This is a genomic window from Klebsiella sp. M041, from assembly GCF_059759695.1.
The window spans coordinates 176,374-192,610 of the sequence record NZ_JCAXWU010000009.1 but is presented as its reverse complement, the minus strand read 5'-3'; the positions used below and the strand labels follow the sequence as shown (position 1 = coordinate 192,610).

General features: G+C 58.7%; 14 protein-coding genes. 6 read left to right on the top strand and 8 right to left on the bottom strand.

Features of this window, described 5'->3' with window-relative positions:
* Window position 1 precedes the first annotated feature (1 nt).
* Complete coding sequence (gene manA / locus AC6CWS_RS14130; protein ID WP_023289494.1) at window positions 2–1,180, bottom strand: mannose-6-phosphate isomerase; 1,179 nt, start codon at window positions 1,178–1,180, stop codon at window positions 2–4.
* Between the two features lie 201 nt (window positions 1,181–1,381).
* Between manA and fumA the strand changes: the two genes are divergently transcribed.
* Complete coding sequence (gene fumA / locus AC6CWS_RS14125) at window positions 1,382–3,028, top strand: class I fumarate hydratase FumA (protein ID WP_023289495.1); 1,647 nt, start codon at window positions 1,382–1,384, stop codon at window positions 3,026–3,028.
* A gap of 338 nt (window positions 3,029–3,366) precedes the next feature.
* The gene (gene fumC / locus AC6CWS_RS14120) at window positions 3,367–4,767 is read left to right on the top strand and encodes a class II fumarate hydratase (RefSeq protein ID WP_032452692.1); all 1,401 of its coding nucleotides are present in this window, start codon (window positions 3,367–3,369) and stop codon (window positions 4,765–4,767) included.
* On the opposite strand, the gene tus is transcribed toward fumC, so the two are convergent.
* The 4 genes from tus to rstA form a co-directional block, all read right to left on the bottom strand.
* A complete protein-coding gene (tus, locus tag AC6CWS_RS14115; protein ID WP_065882259.1) occupies window positions 4,757–5,689 on the bottom strand; it encodes a DNA replication terminus site-binding protein in 933 nt (310 codons plus the stop codon). The genes fumC and tus overlap by 11 nt on opposite strands.
* A 75-nt stretch (window positions 5,690–5,764) precedes the next feature.
* Window positions 5,765–7,066, bottom strand: a complete 1,302-nt coding sequence (rstB, locus tag AC6CWS_RS14110) for a two-component system sensor histidine kinase RstB (RefSeq protein WP_065882260.1) — start codon at window positions 7,064–7,066, stop codon at window positions 5,765–5,767.
* 264 nt (window positions 7,067–7,330) lie between these two features.
* Entirely contained in the window at window positions 7,331–7,693 is a 363-nt protein-coding gene (locus AC6CWS_RS14105) for a hypothetical protein (RefSeq protein WP_023289499.1), read from the bottom strand.
* Between the two features lie 230 nt (window positions 7,694–7,923).
* A complete protein-coding gene (gene rstA, locus AC6CWS_RS14100) occupies window positions 7,924–8,640 on the bottom strand; it encodes a two-component system response regulator RstA (RefSeq protein WP_023289500.1) in 717 nt (238 codons plus the stop codon).
* A 128-nt stretch (window positions 8,641–8,768) separates the two neighbouring features.
* Here rstA and AC6CWS_RS14095 point away from each other — a divergent pair, with 128 nt between their 5' ends.
* Window positions 8,769–9,104, top strand: a complete 336-nt coding sequence (locus tag AC6CWS_RS14095; protein WP_023289501.1) for a GlpM family protein — start codon at window positions 8,769–8,771, stop codon at window positions 9,102–9,104.
* Here the strand turns inward: AC6CWS_RS14095 and folM are convergent.
* From folM to ydgH, 3 genes are all read right to left on the bottom strand, one after another.
* Window positions 9,101–9,823, bottom strand: coding sequence for a dihydromonapterin reductase (folM, locus tag AC6CWS_RS14090; RefSeq protein ID WP_032452696.1), 723 nt, complete (start codon window positions 9,821–9,823; stop codon window positions 9,101–9,103). The two genes, AC6CWS_RS14095 and folM, sit on opposite strands and share 4 nt — an antisense overlap.
* Window positions 9,824–9,859: 36 nt before the next feature.
* Window positions 9,860–11,242 (bottom strand): amino acid permease, encoded by a 1,383-nt coding sequence (locus AC6CWS_RS14085; RefSeq protein ID WP_065882261.1) that lies wholly within the window; start codon window positions 11,240–11,242, stop codon window positions 9,860–9,862.
* A 177-nt stretch (window positions 11,243–11,419) separates the two neighbouring features.
* Window positions 11,420–12,370: a DUF1471 family protein YdgH gene (gene ydgH / locus AC6CWS_RS14080; protein WP_004887044.1), complete on the bottom strand. Its 951-nt coding sequence runs from the start codon at window positions 12,368–12,370 to the stop codon at window positions 11,420–11,422.
* A 521-nt stretch (window positions 12,371–12,891) separates the two neighbouring features.
* Here ydgH and pntA point away from each other — a divergent pair.
* The 3 genes from pntA (at window position 12,892) to AC6CWS_RS14065 (ending at window position 16,157) form a co-directional block, all read left to right on the top strand.
* The gene (gene pntA / locus AC6CWS_RS14075; protein WP_048297428.1) at window positions 12,892–14,421 is read left to right on the top strand and encodes a Re/Si-specific NAD(P)(+) transhydrogenase subunit alpha; all 1,530 of its coding nucleotides are present in this window, start codon (window positions 12,892–12,894) and stop codon (window positions 14,419–14,421) included.
* A gap of 10 nt (window positions 14,422–14,431) precedes the next feature.
* Window positions 14,432–15,820, top strand: coding sequence for a Re/Si-specific NAD(P)(+) transhydrogenase subunit beta (pntB, locus tag AC6CWS_RS14070; protein ID WP_004887040.1), 1,389 nt, complete (start codon window positions 14,432–14,434; stop codon window positions 15,818–15,820).
* A 148-nt stretch (window positions 15,821–15,968) separates the two neighbouring features.
* Complete coding sequence (locus AC6CWS_RS14065) at window positions 15,969–16,157, top strand: YdiH family protein (RefSeq protein ID WP_004887037.1); 189 nt, start codon at window positions 15,969–15,971, stop codon at window positions 16,155–16,157.
* Window positions 16,158–16,237 lie beyond the last annotated feature (80 nt).

The window sequence follows — 16,237 nt, the reverse complement described above, 5'->3', positions numbered from 1 at the left end:
TTTACTGGAGCTTATTGAACACGCGCGCCACGCGGCCATGGCCGCTGACCTGCACCGGCGACTCATTGGCGGCCACAAAGGCCGATTCGCCCGGCTTGAGGGTCAGGCTCTGGTCGCCTTTGCGCAGCAGGGCTTCGCCGTCGACGCAGAAAACGATCGCCGCGCTCGCCTGGGCCAGATCGCTGGCCTCGGCGGAGAGATCGTGCAGCGAGAAGGCAAAATCTTCCACCGGGATCGGGAAGTCCAGCTCCGCGCCGTGCCGCTGCGGCTGGGTCAGCAGCTCACCCGCCGGTTTGGCCTCGAACTTGACGTTGGCCACCAGCTCAGGGATATCAATGTACTTCGGCGTCAGGCCGGCGCGCAGCACGTTATCCGAGTTGGCCATCACCTCCAGCGCCACCCCCTGCAGATACGCGTGCGGCGTTTCGGCAAACAGGAACATCGCTTCGCCCGGATTCAGCTTCACCACGTTCAGCAGCAGCGGGGAGAAAAGTCCGCTGTCGTCGGGATAAAATTCGGCGATCAGGCGGATGGTCTGCCACGGTTCGCCCTGTTCGCGGTCCAGCACCTCGCGCAGCGCCTGCAGCGCCTGCGCTTTTTCCTCGCCCTGCATATTCAGCAGGCTGGCAAACAGCTGGCTCAGGCGAGCCGCGTCCGGCTGCTGCAGGAAGGCGCCGATCGCCGGGTGCGCGTTAGCCACCGGCTGCAGCAGGCTGACAATCTCGCTGAACTCGCGAAACGCGTTCATCGCCAGGAACGGGGTCAGGGCGAAGACCAGCTCCGGCTTGTGGTTCGGATCTTTATAGTTACGTTCGGCGGCGGAGAGGGGGATGCCGGCGGCGTTCTCGCGGGCGAAACCCTCTTCGGAGGCCTGCTTGTTAGGATGGACCTGAATGGAGAGGGGCTGCGCGGCGCACAGCACTTTAAACAGGAACGGCAGTTCACCGAAGCGTTGCGCCACTTTGTCGCCGAGCAGGGCGGCTTTGTCCGCATCAATCACTTCGCGCAGCGAACGCGGCTGGCCGTCTGCCGCCAGGATCTGCGAGCTGCTCTTCGGATGCGCCCCCATCCACAGCTCTGCCATCGGCAGGTTGTCCGGGTTGGCGATGCCATACAGTTCAGTTAAGGCGGTGTGGCTTCCCCATGCATAGTTCTGCACGGCGTTAATCAGCTTTTGCATTCTCAATCCCTGTTTCAATCAAAGTAAAATTTATCGCCCTATTAAACCAGCAAACGCTGGAGAAGCAACTGCTGAAAGAAAAAGTCGTCCCTGTCTCAGTTTTTGTTAAAAAATTGTGTAAAATTGATCGACTCGCTTTTCTACAGGCACATGGAGTCCCTGCCTGAAACATAATCAGCCAAAGCAGTAAGTGAGAGTACAATGTCGAATAAACCGTTTGTTTACCAGGATCCTTTTCCCCTCAAAAAGGATGACACCGAGTATTATCTCCTCAGCAGTGATTACGTCTCCGTCGCCGAATTTGCCGGCCAGGAAGTGCTAAAAGTTGACCCTCAGGCGCTGACCCTTCTGGCGCAACATGCCTTCCACGACGCCTCCTTTATGCTTCGCCCGGCCCATCAGCAGCAGGTAGCGGATATCCTTAACGACCCGGAAGCCAGCGAAAACGACAAATACGTCGCCCTGCAGTTCCTGCGCAACTCCGATATCGCCGCCAAAGGCATTCTGCCTACCTGCCAGGACACCGGCACCGCCATCATCATGGGTAAAAAAGGCCAGCGCGTCTGGACCGGCGGCGGCGACGAAGCCGCGCTGGCGCAGGGGGTATACAACACCTACATCCAGGACAACCTGCGCTATTCGCAGAACGCCCCGCTGGATATGTATAAAGAGGTCAACACCGGCACCAACCTGCCGGCGCAGATCGACCTCTATGCTACCGATGGCGATGAGTACAAATTCCTCTGTATCGCCAAAGGCGGCGGCTCGGCGAACAAAACCTATCTCTACCAGGAAACCAAAGCGCTGATCACCCCGGCGAAGCTGAAAAACTATCTGGTGGAGAAGATGCGTACCCTTGGTACCGCTGCCTGCCCGCCGTACCACATCGCCTTTGTCATCGGCGGTACCTCGGCGGAAGCGACGCTGAAGACCGTCAAGCTGGCGTCCACCAAATACTACGATGGTCTGCCGACCGAAGGTAATGAGCATGGCCAGGCGTTCCGCGACATTCAGCTGGAGCAGGAGCTGCTGGTGGAGGCGCAAAACCTCGGCCTCGGCGCGCAGTTCGGCGGCAAATACTTCGCCCACGATATCCGGGTGATCCGCCTGCCGCGCCACGGCGCCTCCTGTCCGGTAGGGATGGGGGTTTCCTGTTCCGCCGACCGCAACATCAAAGCCAAAATCAACCGCGACGGCATCTGGATCGAGAAGCTGGAGAGCAATCCGGGGAAATATATCCCTGAGCATTTGCGCCAGGCCGGCGAAGGCGAAGCGGTGAAGGTGAACCTTAACCAGCCGATGAGCGAGATCCTGGCGCTGCTGTCGCAGTACCCGGTCTCCACCCGTCTGTCGCTGAGCGGCACCATTATCGTCGCCCGCGACATCGCCCACGCCAAGCTGAAAGAGCTTATCGATAACGGCGAGGAACTGCCGCAGTACGTGAAAGATCACCCGATCTACTACGCCGGCCCGGCCAAGACGCCGGACGGTTACGCCTCCGGCTCCCTTGGCCCGACCACCGCAGGCCGCATGGACTCTTACGTCGATCTGCTGCAGTCTCACGGCGCGAGTAAGATCATGCTGGCGAAAGGCAACCGCAGCCAGCAGGTCACCGACGCCTGCCACAAGCACGGCGGTTTCTACCTCGGCAGCATCGGCGGCCCGGCGGCGGTACTGGCTCAGCAGAGCATCCGCAGCCTGGAGTGCGTGGCGTATCCGGAACTGGGGATGGAGGCGATCTGGAAAATCGAAGTGGAAGACTTCCCGGCGTTTATCCTCGTCGATGATAAAGGCAACGACTTCTTCCAGCAGATCCAGACGTCGCAGTGCGCCCGCTGCGTGAAATAAACCTGGCCGCCCTTCGGGGCGGCTCTGGCCGATGACAAACCTGTTTTCGTTATCGTGCGCGCCTTCTGCCGGGTGGCGGCTTTCGCCTTGCCCGGCCTACGAAAACAGCAATATCAACCGGGTATGCCATTCCCTGTCGGCCCGCGCCAGCGCAGCGCCGCCGGGCAATCGCTGAAGATGGCACGTTGTCAGCCGTCCCGGCCGCCCTTCGGGGCGGCTTTTTTTATGCCGCTTTGCGGCACGAACCACCAAAACAACTTATCAATCTGGCCAATACTTACTCTTTTAAGCAGGTGAGCTTTGTCGCTATGACGCACTTTTCATCCAAGGAGAAAGTAATGACAACGCATCGCAGTGAAAAAGACTCGATGGGCGCCATCGACGTCCCGGCCGATAAACTCTGGGGCGCCCAGACCCAGCGTTCGCTGGAGCATTTCCGTATCTCGACCGAAAAAATGCCCGGGGAACTGATATATGCTCTCGCGCTGACCAAGCGGGCGGCGGCGAAGGTCAATCAGGATCTTGGCCTGCTGACGGCGGAGAAAGCCGGGGCGATCGTCGCCGCCGCTGACGAAGTGCTGGCCGGAAAACATCCCCAGGAGTTCCCGCTGGCTATCTGGCAGACCGGTTCCGGCACCCAGAGCAATATGAATATGAACGAGGTGCTGGCTAACCGCGCCAGTGAACTACTCGGCGGGGAGCGGGGGATGGCGCGAAAAATCCACCCCAATGACGATGTCAATAAAAGCCAGAGCTCGAACGATGTGTTCCCCACCGCCATGCACGTCGCGGCGCTGGTCGCCCTGCGGGAAAAGTTGCTCCCGTCGCTGCAGGCGCTGCGGGCCACGCTCAACGAAAAAGCGGTGGCCTTCAGGGATATCGTGAAGATCGGTCGCACCCATCTGCAGGACGCCACGCCGCTCACCTTAGGCCAGGAAATCTCCGGCTGGGTGGCGATGCTGGACCATAGCCTGAAGCATCTTGAAGCCAGCCAGCCGCACCTTGCCGAGCTGGCGCTGGGCGGGACGGCGGTGGGGACCGGGTTGAATACGCATCCGGAATATGCCGTGCGGGTGGCGGCCGAGCTGGCCTCGCTCAGCGGACAGCCGTTTGTCACCGCGCCGAATAAATTCGAAGCGCTGGCCACTGTCGATGCCCTGGTCCATGCCCACGGCGCGCTGAAAGGTCTGGCGGCCTCGCTGATGAAAATCGCTAACGATGTCCGCTGGCTGGCCTCCGGGCCGCGCTGCGGGATTGGCGAAATCGCCATCCCGGAAAACGAGCCTGGGTCATCGATTATGCCCGGTAAGGTCAACCCGACGCAGTGCGAGGCCCTGACCATGGTCTGCTGCCAGGTGATGGGTAACGACGTGGCGGTGAATATCGGCGGCGCCTCGGGTAACTTTGAGCTCAACGTCTATCGGCCGATGGTCATTCACAACTTCCTGCAGTCGGTGCGTCTGCTGGCGGACGGCATGACGAGCTTTAACGAGCACTGTGCGGTGGGGATTGAGCCGAATCGTGAGCGGATCACCCAGCTGCTCAACGAGTCGCTGATGCTGGTGACCGCGCTGAATACCCATATCGGCTATGATAAAGCGGCGGAGATCGCCAAAAAAGCGCACCATGAGGGGCTGACCCTGAAGGCTTCGGCGCTGGCGCTGGGCTACCTGACGGAAGCCGAATTCGATAGCTGGGTGCGCCCGGAGCAGATGGTCGGCAGCCTGGCTACTCGCTAGCCAGCCAGAGGTGCAGGCGTGGGATCAGTAATCTCAGCGCTTGCGCCTCCGGTTTGTAGCGGTATTGCACATTGTCGGCGTCGTAGTTGAGCAATTCGCCAATATCCGGCACGCTGACCCCCTGGCTACCGGACATCAGGGCGATCAGCGGGCTGGGGCAGGCGTACTGCACCTGTTTCTGCTCGCTGGCATACCAGACGCGGGCAATCGGCTGCACTTTCACCGGCCGTTTGATTTTCAGCCGCGCCCGCTGCGGCAGGGCGGCGATATCCTGATACTCCCTTTCCAGTTTGCTCTGCCACTGCTCGCGGGTCCAGGGCGGCACCGCCCGCGGCGATTGCAGGCTTTTTTCCAGCATCATCAACACCTGGTCGCGGGTCAGATTTTTGATTACGTGCTTATTGGCCCAGCCGAAGCGGATAGTGCTCGGGTCGAGGAGGGGCGTTAGCGTGCGATAGGCGCTGAGGGTGATTAACCCAGGCAGATGGCGATGCACCCACTCAAAGCGGGCGGTAGGGGGCAGGCCAGCGTCGACAGTGACGATTTTCTCGAAGGTGGCCTTCAGGGCGTTAATCTGCTGAATGCGCGCCAGCAGCGCCTGCTGTTCCGCGGCGGAGACCTGTAGACAGATAGCGCCCGGCAGGCGGACGGCGGCTTTGCTGCTGCGGGTTTCCGACTGCTGCTGGATAAACAGATGGCCGTAGTGGCGCAGGGCGAGATCCAGCGCCGCCTCGCCGGTGTGCTGGACGACCGTAATGTTCGCCAGCGGGTCATGCTCGGCATCTTTACTGATCGCCGGCAGCTCAAACACCCGGCCCGCCAGCAGCCGGCAGGCCGCTAACGCCTGGCGCAGCGCCTGCAGCTCCAGTTCGATCTGGCGAAAGGTATCATTCAGACGTTCAACGAGGTCGTAGCTGGCCATCGCCTTCACCTTAGTTACAACATACTATTCGATTTTTGCAGCATACCCAGCCCGCGGCTTCTGCGCAAGTTTTATTCAGGCAGAGGTAAAATCGGGCAACTGATGATAGACCGGCCAGCTAAAGCAGAAGCGGGCGCCGCCGAGTGGACTGGCCTCGCAGCGAACGTCGCCCCCCATCGCCTGGGCGATACTGTGGACAATGGCCAGGCCGAGGCCGCAGCCTCCGGTCGCCCGATCGCGGCTGGGGTCAAGACGAACAAAAGGTTCGAACACCCGCTCGCGCTCCTCGGGGGCAATGCCCGGGCCGTCATCGTCGACCTGCAACGACGCGCGGGAACCCTGCAGGGTCAGGCTGACCGCTACCCGCTGACCGCTGTAGCGCAGGGCGTTGTTCACCAGATTATCCAGCACCCGCTCCATCAACCGCATATCCAGCGCGCCATAGTTGCCGCGGGTCAGCGTCGCGAGGCCGACTTCGCGCTGCGGGTTGACCATCTGGATATCCTCGACGTGGTCGCGGATCCAGGCGGGGAAATCGGGGGTGGTCAGGCTGAGCTCCGTCTGCGGGCGGTCGAGACGGGCGTAGGTCAGGAGCTCTTCTATGAGCGCCTCCAGCTGGCCGATATCGCGGTTCAGCGCCTGCGATTCCGCTTCTGTGAGGTTTTCGCTCATCTCCAGACGGTAGCGCAGGCGCACCAGCGGCGTCCTGAGCTCATGGGCGATGCCGTCAATCAGCTGCTTTTTACTGGCAATGAGGGCGTTAATGTTGTCGGCCATCTGGTTGAAGGCCACCCCGAGCCGCTCAAAGCTGGACATGCTGTCAAAATGAATACGCTCGCTGAGGTGGCCTTCGCCAAAGCGCTGGGCGGCGGTCTCAATGCGCAGCATGTCCTGCCAGTGCGGACGCATCCAGATAAACACCGGGAAGGCCAGCGAGATAGCGATAAACGCCATCAGCGCTACGTCCAGGAGACGCATTTCATGCAGAAAATAGAGATAGGGCACCGGGCCCACGGATAACACATAGTGGCTGCGGGGGATGCGCTGGATAAAGGTGTACTGGTCGTCGAGCGCGACGATATCCCCGGCGCGCAGGTGCTGCATCGAGCTTTCCGACAATTTGAATTTGCTCATCGGTTCGATGTGCAGGTCGAACGACAGATTAAGATCCAGTTCTTTCAGCGTCTTGCTCCAGTCGCGAGGCGGAATTTCCCGCAGCTCGCTGCGCATCAGATACAGTGAGCTTTTCATCAGATCGTCAAGCGACTGCCGGCCGGCGCGTTCAGCGGTAAATTTATAGACCAGGCCCACCAGCATGGTCATCACCAGAAAGCAGACGAAGAGCAGAAGGTAGAACTGCACGAACAGCTTTTTCATTACATTACCGCATAGTCAAAAAGAGAAACCTGCCGGCGCCTCGGGACCATCTGCCCGGCGAGGCGGAAACGTCTCGGGTTTACCGGGGCGAGCCGATGCCCGCGCGGGAGTAACCGATACGCTATCAAAGCAGGGTTTATGCCCCCTGACAATAGCCAGCGGGGGGGGACCGACGTCGTTAAAGTGTGACAGTGTCACTTATTGTGAGCTTACCTCTGCATTAGGCAAGGATTGTCTCCAGTGTCATCTGCGCGCCGCTGGGCGCTACTCGCGATAGTAGGGGATATCCACCGGATAGAGGGTGGCCAGGCTCAGCAGTCGACAGCGCACCAGCTGTTTTGCTTCGGCATACCAGTAAGCAAATTCGCCGGTGGTCTGGTGGTAAATCATCTGATCAAGGTTAGCAAACGGGATCACCAGCAGCGGCCCCTGGCGCACGTATCCGCCGCCGGTTTCGAAATGGTGATCTCCCCAGGATTGCTGGGTATGTTGATAGCGGTGGAGGAGCACCTTAATTTGCCCGCGCTGTGGACAGAGGAGCCGGATATCGGCGTTGTCGAGGGAAAAAGCCCAGCCAGAGAGTGACGTGAAGAGGGTAAGTGCCAAAAGTACAACGTATTTCATCATGCAAAAGTCCTGTGTTTTCAGGCTTTATGCCACTCTGATAACGGTAAGTCCTTGAGCACAATCATATTGAGGGGTTATGTGATGGGCTTCTGTACGGCGAAACATATTGATTTACTCAATATGACAAACTGGCGGCGGCCCGCCAGCGCGAAGGCGGCGGAAAATGCGATGCGCATGCCGCCGGGGAACAGGCGGTAAACGGGCCCCTTTCAGGGCCGCAGAAGGAACGCTCAGTTGTCCCAGGCGTGGGGGGCGAAGAGGTAGCCTTTATTGCGTACCGTCTTAATCCGGTAGGGTTCTGTGGCGTTATCGAGCAGTTTTTTGCGCAGGCGCGAGATGGCGACGTCGACGCTGCGATCCATCCCGTCGTAGGTGACGCCGCGTAAATTTTTCAGCAGGGCGTCGCGGTCCATAATCTGCCCGGCGTGGGTAGCCAGCTCCCACAGCAGGTCGAAATCGGCGGTAGACAGGGCGACGCTTTCTCCGCCGAGCAGTACCTGGCGGTTGACCGGGTCAATGGTCAGTGAGCCAAAGGAGATGGTCTTGTGCGGGGTGAGCGTCGCAGGCGCGCCTGCTCCCGCCGGGGCGATATGCTGGCGCAAATGCAGACGCAGTCGCGCCAGCAGCACCGCCGGCGGGGTGGTTTTCAGGATATAATCGCTGGCGCCCATCTCCAGGGAGAGGATATGGTTCATATCGCTGTCGAGCGAGGTCAGCAGGACAATCGGCCCTTGCCATTGCCCACGCAGATCGCGACAGAGCGTCATTCCGTCCTTGCCGGGCAGCATAATGTCCAGGAGCACGAGGTCCGGTTTCTCCCGCGCGATCACTTCCTCTGCGCGGTCGCCGCGAGGCTCGACCACCACATCCATATCATGCTTGCCGAGATAGGCGGCGATCAGCGCCCCTACCTCAGGGTCATCCTCAACAAAAACGATTTTATTCATGTCTATTGCACATCAGTAAAAGAAGTAACATACACCGCGCCTATTTTACCCGCCATTCCTCTTTTAAAAACAGCGCTAATTCCGCTATGCTGCGCTAACTTGTTGATTCATTGTTAAGGCATAAGGACATGGGGCTGTTAATCAAAGGGCTGCTGGGCGCGCTGGTGGTGGTGCTGATTGGCGTGCTGGCGAAAACCAAAAACTACGCCATCGCCGGACTTGTTCCGCTGTTTCCCACCTTTGCGCTCATCGCCCACTATATTGTCGCCAGCGAGCGCGGTATTGAAGCCCTGCGCACCACTATCGTGTTCGGTATGTGGTCGATCGTTCCCTATTTTATCTATCTGCTGTCGCTGTGGTACTTCACCGGGATCATGCGCCTGCCGTTGGCGCTGGCAGGCGCAGTGGGGTGCTGGGGGCTGTGCGCGTGGCTGTTGATTGTTGGCTGGAGCCGCTTCCACTAACGCAGAGGGCGACCGCCGTCGACGGCGAATGACCGGCCGGTCACGTAGCGGCTGGTAAACAGATAGTCGATAAGGTCGCTGATCTCTTTCTCGCCCGGGGCGATTTTCATCAGCGACTTATCCAGCGCCTGCTGACGATAAGCCTCGTCGTCACCTTCATTGAACATGATCAGCGACGGCGCAATGGCGTTGACTTTGATCTCCGGGGCCAGCTTGCGGGCAAAGGAGCGGGTCATGTTGTCCAGCGCGGCCTTGCTGGCGGCGTAGGCGATATGTTTATCGCTCCCGCGCTCCACCACGTAATCGGTGATATGGATAATGTCGCTGGCGGCGTGGCCGTGGCCGCGCAGGAGCTCCTCCAGCGCGTGGTTGAGCAGATAGGGGGCATGGACGTGGATCTGCATCATGCGGTTGATCACCGTGCTGAGCGGTACGCCCGGCTTCTCCGCCATCCAGTCGCTGGCGTTGTGGATGATGGCCCGCAGGCCGCTGGTATGCGATTTAACCGCTTCGGCAAAGGTCAGAATGCCGTCATCGCTGCTGAAGTCGGCCTGCAGACAGAGGGCGCCCGCTTCGCGCAGGTCTTCGATCGCCGGATAGGGCGTGCGATAGCTGACGATCACCGGCTGGTGTTGCTGCAGAAAATGGTGCGCCAGCGCGAGGCCGATGCGGCGGCCTCCTCCTGTGATCAGAACCGGGCGGGGCTGTTGTTCAGCCATGGGTATCTCCTTTGATTTCTGCGGCAGGGCGACCGCTTACCCCACCAGCATCCACGTTGCCGGCACAGCGGCAACCAGCAATAAACCAATTAGCGCCAATTCGCGGCGTTTGAGCGAACGATCGTGCTGGTGCGTACGTCGGGCGTACAAAAAGACCAGAAGACCCGGAGCGTAAAGTACCACCGACAATAGCAAATGCACAGGTCCCGACGCGTATAATAACCATAAGCCATAAATGCAGGCGCCGATACCCACCGCTTTATGCAGCGGATGGGTGGCGATTTTGAGTAAAAAGGCGCCGACCAGCAGATAGGGCACGAGGATCATCTCTGAGGCGATGGTCAGCAGGGTGCCGTAGTCCGAACCGGTCAGCCAGATGAGGACCAGCGACGCCTGAACGCTGATATTGGTCAGCCACAGCGAAGCGGAGGGGGCGTTGTTGCGGTTCTGGCGGGCGAACAGGCGCGGGAAGGCTTTGTGAGTGGCGGCGAGGTAAGGCACTTCGGCGGCCATGATCGTCCAGCTGAGATAAGCGCCACACACCGACACGATAAGCCCGGCGGCAATCACAATTTCACCCCACGAGCCCATCAGTCTGACCATCAGTCCCGCCATCGACGGGTTGCGCATTTCGGCCAGTTCGCTACGCGGCACCACGCCCAGCGACAGGAGGGTGACCAGCAGATACACCGCGAGGGCCGAAAGCACCGCCAGCAGCGTCGCGCGGCCAACGTCCCGCTTGTGTCGCGCGCGGGCTGAGACCACCACCGCGCCCTCGACGCCGATAAACACCCACAGAGTGATCAGCATCGTGTTTTTAACCTGCTCCCACACCGGTACGCCCAGCGCCAGGCCGCTGAAATCGAGGCGGAACGTATCCAGCTGAAAGGCCAGGGCGGCGAGGGCGACAAACGCCCCCAGCGGCAACAGCTTGGCGAGGGTGGCGACCAGGTTAATCCCCGCCGCCGTCTGCACGCCACGCAGGACCAGGAAGTGGACCACCCACAGCAGAACTGAAGCGCCAACGATAGACTGCCAGGTGTTGCCATCGCCAAACAGGCGCAGCTCAGGGGTATCGGTGAAGAAACTGAGCGCCGAAAAGACGATCACCAGATAGGAGACATTGGCGATCACCGCGCACAGCCAGTAGCCCCAGGCGGAACAGAAGCCGATCAGCTCGCCGAACCCTTCGCGGGCGTAAGTGAAGATCCCGCCGTCGAGGTCGGGACGAATACGGGTCAACAACAGCATCGCGAAGGCGAGGAACAGGATCCCGACGCCGGTAATCGCCCAGCCGATGAGCAGAGCGGAAGGGCTGGCCACGGCCGCCATATTTTGCGGCAAACTGAATACGCCAGCGCCGAGCATTGAGCTGAGGACCAGGGCGGTCAGGGCGCTCAGGCCCAGTTTCTTTTCCATTGCATTCCCGAGGTGAAAATGGCTGTTCCAGAATATTTATTTTGCGAAATCGCATAAAAATGGAGGATTGCGCTAAGGCGCGGGATTTTACGGAGTGTCCGAGGGCCATGCAATGGCGGGGGATGAAAAAAAATGAAAAGGCGGCAATGCGCCGCCTTTTTAGCCAGTCAGCAGCGATTATTTGTACAAATCGGCGCTGATGGTGATGTTGCCGCCGCGTTCCTGCCACTGGCGGGTAATGTGATAGTACTTCGCCCCTTTCTTCGCCGCGCGTTTTGCCGTCTGATAGGAGATCTCGGTCATGTTGCCGTAGTTGCCGGTGAACTTGATGTTATCGAACGGCACCATTTGCGCCGCAGTCACTTTGTTCACTTCTTCAACTTTAGTGCCGTCCGGCAGCGTGACAGTGTAACGTCCGCCTTTTGACGACTGGGTCTCGAAGAAACGACCTACGCCGGTGCCGGAGCCAACCGCCGCGGTGGTGGCGACGCCCGGGATTTCGACGTTTTTCGCCGCTTCGCCGCCTTTGGCCAGCGCCGCGCGGCCGGCTTCAGAATCAGCCGGGATAGCGTCCGGGCTCTGCAGAACACGTTTTTCCGCATCTTTTTTGTAGATATAGGCGGTAATGCGCTGATTGCCGCCCTGGTTGGCGTCCACCTGGCGGACGATGAAGAACGCATAGGCGCCTTTCGCTTTCGCCGCTTTGGTGATGGCGTCGTTCACTTCCGGCTGGCTGCGATAGAAGCCCTGGACGGTGACGGTGTCGTAAGGCATCAGCTCAACGGCCTGATCTTTCGGCAGCTCCATCACGCCATTGATGATGCGATTTTTCGGCGCATCCGCTTTCGGCGCGTCGTCTTTATAGAGGTCAGCCGTGACGCGCCAGTTGCCGCCATTGCCGTAATCCGACGTGTCGACAACATAGAATGAGGCCGCGCCGTCTTTGTCAGCTTTGCGCGATACCGCTTGCACCGCGTCGCCAATGGCATTAAAGCGGCCGGTGACGACAACGCGATCGTAGGGCTTCAGCGCAGCCGCCTGCTCCGGGGTCAACTCGGTCGCTGCGTGGGCAGACAACGTGGCGGTTGTCAGGAGAGCAGACGCCAGGAGGGTGTTTTTAAGCTTCATAAAAATAATCCTTTGCCTTGCGCAAACCATATACTGGTGTTGTTGTTGACTGAAAACGTTTGATTATTGCATTTAATCGCCGTGACTGTCTGCGTCATTTTTTGCGTGCCGCCCGAATCGTATACTATGGAAAGATAACATTTTTCGATATGTTGAAAAAACAGCCGCTTGACCAGCAAAAACGATAATCGATACCACTTTTATTAGTTAATGTAATGTTAATACAATGATCTCAATGGCGATAAATGGCGTTTTATACCACTGGATAAGCGGATTATCAGGCCTGATAGGCAAATTCAGGTAAATATTGCTGCCCGGAACCATCTGTGCTGACAATAAGCAATAAAATCAAAATTTCTTTTTTATCGCTGTAGATCACAATCGCTATTTTCAGTAGGTTATAAAAAGTTTGTTACTGTTTCATTTTGCAGACAGCGAAAGATGGCGAGGATGATTTTGCCGTCCTGTCGCTGTTGGTCAGAAAAGTAAACCATCATCAAAAACCGATGGAAGGGAAAACTATGCGTATTGGTGTACCACAAGAAAGGCTAGCCCAGGAGACCCGGGCCGCCGCCACGCCGAAGACCGTTGAGCAGTTGCTCAAACTCGGCTTTAGCGTCGCGGTAGAAAGCGGCGCCGGGAAGCTGGCCAGCTTTGACGATGAGGCCTTTGCCCAGGCAGGGGCTGAAATCGTGACCGGCGACGAGGTGTGGCAGTCTGATGTCATCCTCAAGGTCAATGCCCCGAATGACGATGAAATTGCCCTGTTAAACCCAGGAACCACGCTGATTAGCTTTATCTGGCCGGCGCAAAACCCGCAGCTGATGGAAAAACTGGCGGCCCGTAATATCAACGTGATGGCGATGGATTCGGTGCCGCGTATCTCACGCGCCCAATCGCTGGATGCGCTCAGCTCAATGGCCAATATCGCCGGGTACCGCGCTATCGTTGAAGCGGCCCATGAATTCGGTCGTTTCTTTACCGGGCAGATCACGGCGGCAGGCAAAGTTCCGCCCGCCAAGGTGATGGTTATCGGCGCCGGGGTGGCTGGACTGGCGGCGATTGGCGCCGCCAACAGCCTGGGCGCGATTGTCCGCGCCTTCGATACCCGCCCGGAAGTGAAGGAGCAGGTGCAGAGTATGGGCGCCGAGTTCCTCGAGCTGGATTTTAAAGAGGAAGCGGGCAGCGGCGACGGCTATGCCAAGGTGATGTCCGAAGCCTTTATCAAAGCCGAAATGGCGCTGTTCGCCGCTCAGGCGAAAGAGGTCGATATTATCGTCACCACGGCGTTAATACCGGGCAAACCGGCGCCGAAGCTGATCACCCGGGAAATGGTTGACTCAATGAAGTCGGGCAGCGTGGTGGTCGATCTCGCCTCGCAAAACGGCGGCAACTGCGAGTACACCGTGCCGGGCGAAGTGGTGACCACCGCCAACGGCGTGAAAATTATCGGTTATACCGACCTCCCAGGCCGTCTGCCGACCCAGTCCTCCCAGCTCTACGGCACTAACCTGGTGAACCTGCTGAAGCTGCTGTGCAAAGAGAAAGACGGCAATATCGTTATCGATTTCGATGACGTGGTGGTGCGCGGCGTGACCGTGGTGCGCGAAGGCGAAATCACCTGGCCGGCGCCGCCGATTCAGGTCTCCGCTCAGCCGCAGGCCGCGGCGAAAAAAGTGGAAGCACCGAAAGAAGAGGTCAAACCGGCGTCGCCGTGGCGCAAATATGCGCTGATTGCGCTGGCGATTATCCTCTTCGGCTGGCTGGCCAACGTGGCGCCAAAAGAGTTCCTCGGCCATTTCACCGTCTTCGCGCTGGCCTGCGTGGTGGGTTACTACGTGGTATGGAATGTCTCCCATGCCCTGCATACGCCGCTGATGTCGGTGACGAACGCCATTTCGGGCATTATCGTGGTTGGCGCATTGTTGCAGATAGGCCACGGCGGCTGGGTCAGCTTCCTGAGCTTTATCGCGGTACTGATCGCCAGCATTAATATTTTCGGTGGTTTTACCGTGACTCAGCGCATGCTGAAAATGTTTCGCAAAGGATAAGGGGTAGCACATGTCTGGTGGATTAGTTACAGCTGCATACATTGTTGCTGCAATCCTGTTTATTTTCAGCCTGGCGGGTCTGTCGAAACACGAAACCTCGCAGCAGGGCAACTATTTCGGCATCGCCGGGATGGCCATCGCTCTGATCGCCACCATTCTGGGGCCGGACGCCGGCAACGTCGGCTGGATTATCCTCGCGATGGTGATCGGCGGGGCAATCGGTATTCGTCTGGCGAAGAAGGTCGAAATGACCGAGATGCCGGAGCTGGTGGCCATCCTGCACAGCTTCGTGGGCCTGGCGGCGGTGCTGGTAGGGTTTAACAGCTACCTGCAGCATGAAACCGGTATGGAGCAGATTCTGGTCAATATCCATTTGACCGAAGTGTTCCTCGGCATCTTCATCGGCGCGGTGACCTTCACCGGTTCGGTGGTGGCGTTTGGTAAACTGCGCGGCAAGATCTCCTCCAAACCGCTGATGCTGCCTAATCGCCATAAGCTGAACCTGGCGGCGCTGGTGGTCTCCTTCATACTGATGGTGATTTTCGTGCGCTCCGACAGCACCGGCACCCAGGTCCTGTGCCTGCTGGTGATGACCGCGATCGCGCTGGCCTTCGGCTGGCACCTGGTGGCCTCTATCGGCGGCGCGGACATGCCGGTGGTGGTCTCTATGCTCAACTCCTACTCGGGCTGGGCGGCGGCGGCGGCGGGCTTTATGCTGAGCAATGACCTGCTGATCGTCACCGGCGCGCTGGTGGGCTCTTCCGGCGCCATCCTCTCTTACATTATGTGTAAGGCGATGAACCGCTCCTTTATCAGCGTGATCGCCGGCGGCTTCGGCACCGATGGTTCCTCCAGCGGCGGCGATGAAGAAGTGGGCGAGCACCGCGAAATTAGCGCCGAAGAGACGGCGGAGATGCTGAAAAATTCGCACTCGGTCATCATCACCCCGGGCTATGGTATGGCGGTGGCCCAGGCACAGTATCCGGTGGCCGAGATCACCGAGAAGCTGCGGGCGCGCGGCATTAAGGTGCGCTTTGGCATTCACCCGGTCGCCGGCCGTCTGCCGGGGCATATGAACGTCCTGCTGGCGGAGGCCAAGGTGCCTTACGACATCGTGCTGGAGATGGATGAGATCAACGATGATTTCAGCGACACCGACACCGTGCTGGTCATTGGCGCTAACGATACCGTCAACCCGGCGGCGCAGGACGATCCGAAGAGCCCGATTGCTGGTATGCCGGTGCTTGAGGTGTGGAAAGCGCAGAACGTGGTGGTCTTTAAGCGTTCGATGAACACCGGTTACGCCGGCGTACAGAACCCGCTGTTCTTTAAAGAGAACACCCATATGCTGTTTGGTGATGCCAAAGCCAGCGTCGATGCGATCCTGAAAGCGCTGTAATGTAACATTATTGTTTTACAACGTTTGTTTATAAGCCGTCTCCTGTGAGACGGCTTTTTTATATGCAGAAGGATGCCAGGAATTGTTCATAAAATAAGCGGAGAGAGGTGATATAATGTTCCGGTTCTTACATCAGACAGAGGATATTATGGATACCGAGTTAACCCCAACGCAGATGGCCATCGAATTCTTACGCCGCGACACTACCGTCATGACCCCAGCGCAGTATCTGAAAAAACTTAAACTGCTGGAGCTGGAGTTTGCTGACCTGATGGCGCTCTCCTCGCTGGAGCTGAAAGAAGAGATCGATCTGGCCTGGCGTCTGGGTATCCACTGAGTCGTTCATGATCGCCATGCAATGACGGGGCCGCAAGCGGCCCTTTTTTGTGCCTGAGGGAAAGCGGGCAAAAAAATCCC

Coding starts and splice junctions, on each gene's coding strand:
- manA (WP_023289494.1), bottom strand. CDS start 1,180: ATGCAAAAGCTGATTAACGCCGTGCAGAACTATGCATGGGGAAGCCAC.
- fumA (WP_023289495.1), top strand. CDS start 1,382: ATGTCGAATAAACCGTTTGTTTACCAGGATCCTTTTCCCCTCAAAAAG.
- fumC (WP_032452692.1), top strand. CDS start 3,367: ATGACAACGCATCGCAGTGAAAAAGACTCGATGGGCGCCATCGACGTC.
- tus (WP_065882259.1), bottom strand. CDS start 5,689: ATGGCCAGCTACGACCTCGTTGAACGTCTGAATGATACCTTTCGCCAG.
- rstB (WP_065882260.1), bottom strand. CDS start 7,066: ATGAAAAAGCTGTTCGTGCAGTTCTACCTTCTGCTCTTCGTCTGCTTT.
- AC6CWS_RS14105 (WP_023289499.1), bottom strand. CDS start 7,693: ATGATGAAATACGTTGTACTTTTGGCACTTACCCTCTTCACGTCACTC.
- rstA (WP_023289500.1), bottom strand. CDS start 8,640: ATGAATAAAATCGTTTTTGTTGAGGATGACCCTGAGGTAGGGGCGCTG.
- AC6CWS_RS14095 (WP_023289501.1), top strand. CDS start 8,769: ATGGGGCTGTTAATCAAAGGGCTGCTGGGCGCGCTGGTGGTGGTGCTG.
- folM (WP_032452696.1), bottom strand. CDS start 9,823: ATGGCTGAACAACAGCCCCGCCCGGTTCTGATCACAGGAGGAGGCCGC.
- AC6CWS_RS14085 (WP_065882261.1), bottom strand. CDS start 11,242: ATGGAAAAGAAACTGGGCCTGAGCGCCCTGACCGCCCTGGTCCTCAGC.
- ydgH (WP_004887044.1), bottom strand. CDS start 12,370: ATGAAGCTTAAAAACACCCTCCTGGCGTCTGCTCTCCTGACAACCGCC.
- pntA (WP_048297428.1), top strand. CDS start 12,892: ATGCGTATTGGTGTACCACAAGAAAGGCTAGCCCAGGAGACCCGGGCC.
- pntB (WP_004887040.1), top strand. CDS start 14,432: ATGTCTGGTGGATTAGTTACAGCTGCATACATTGTTGCTGCAATCCTG.
- AC6CWS_RS14065 (WP_004887037.1), top strand. CDS start 15,969: ATGGATACCGAGTTAACCCCAACGCAGATGGCCATCGAATTCTTACGC.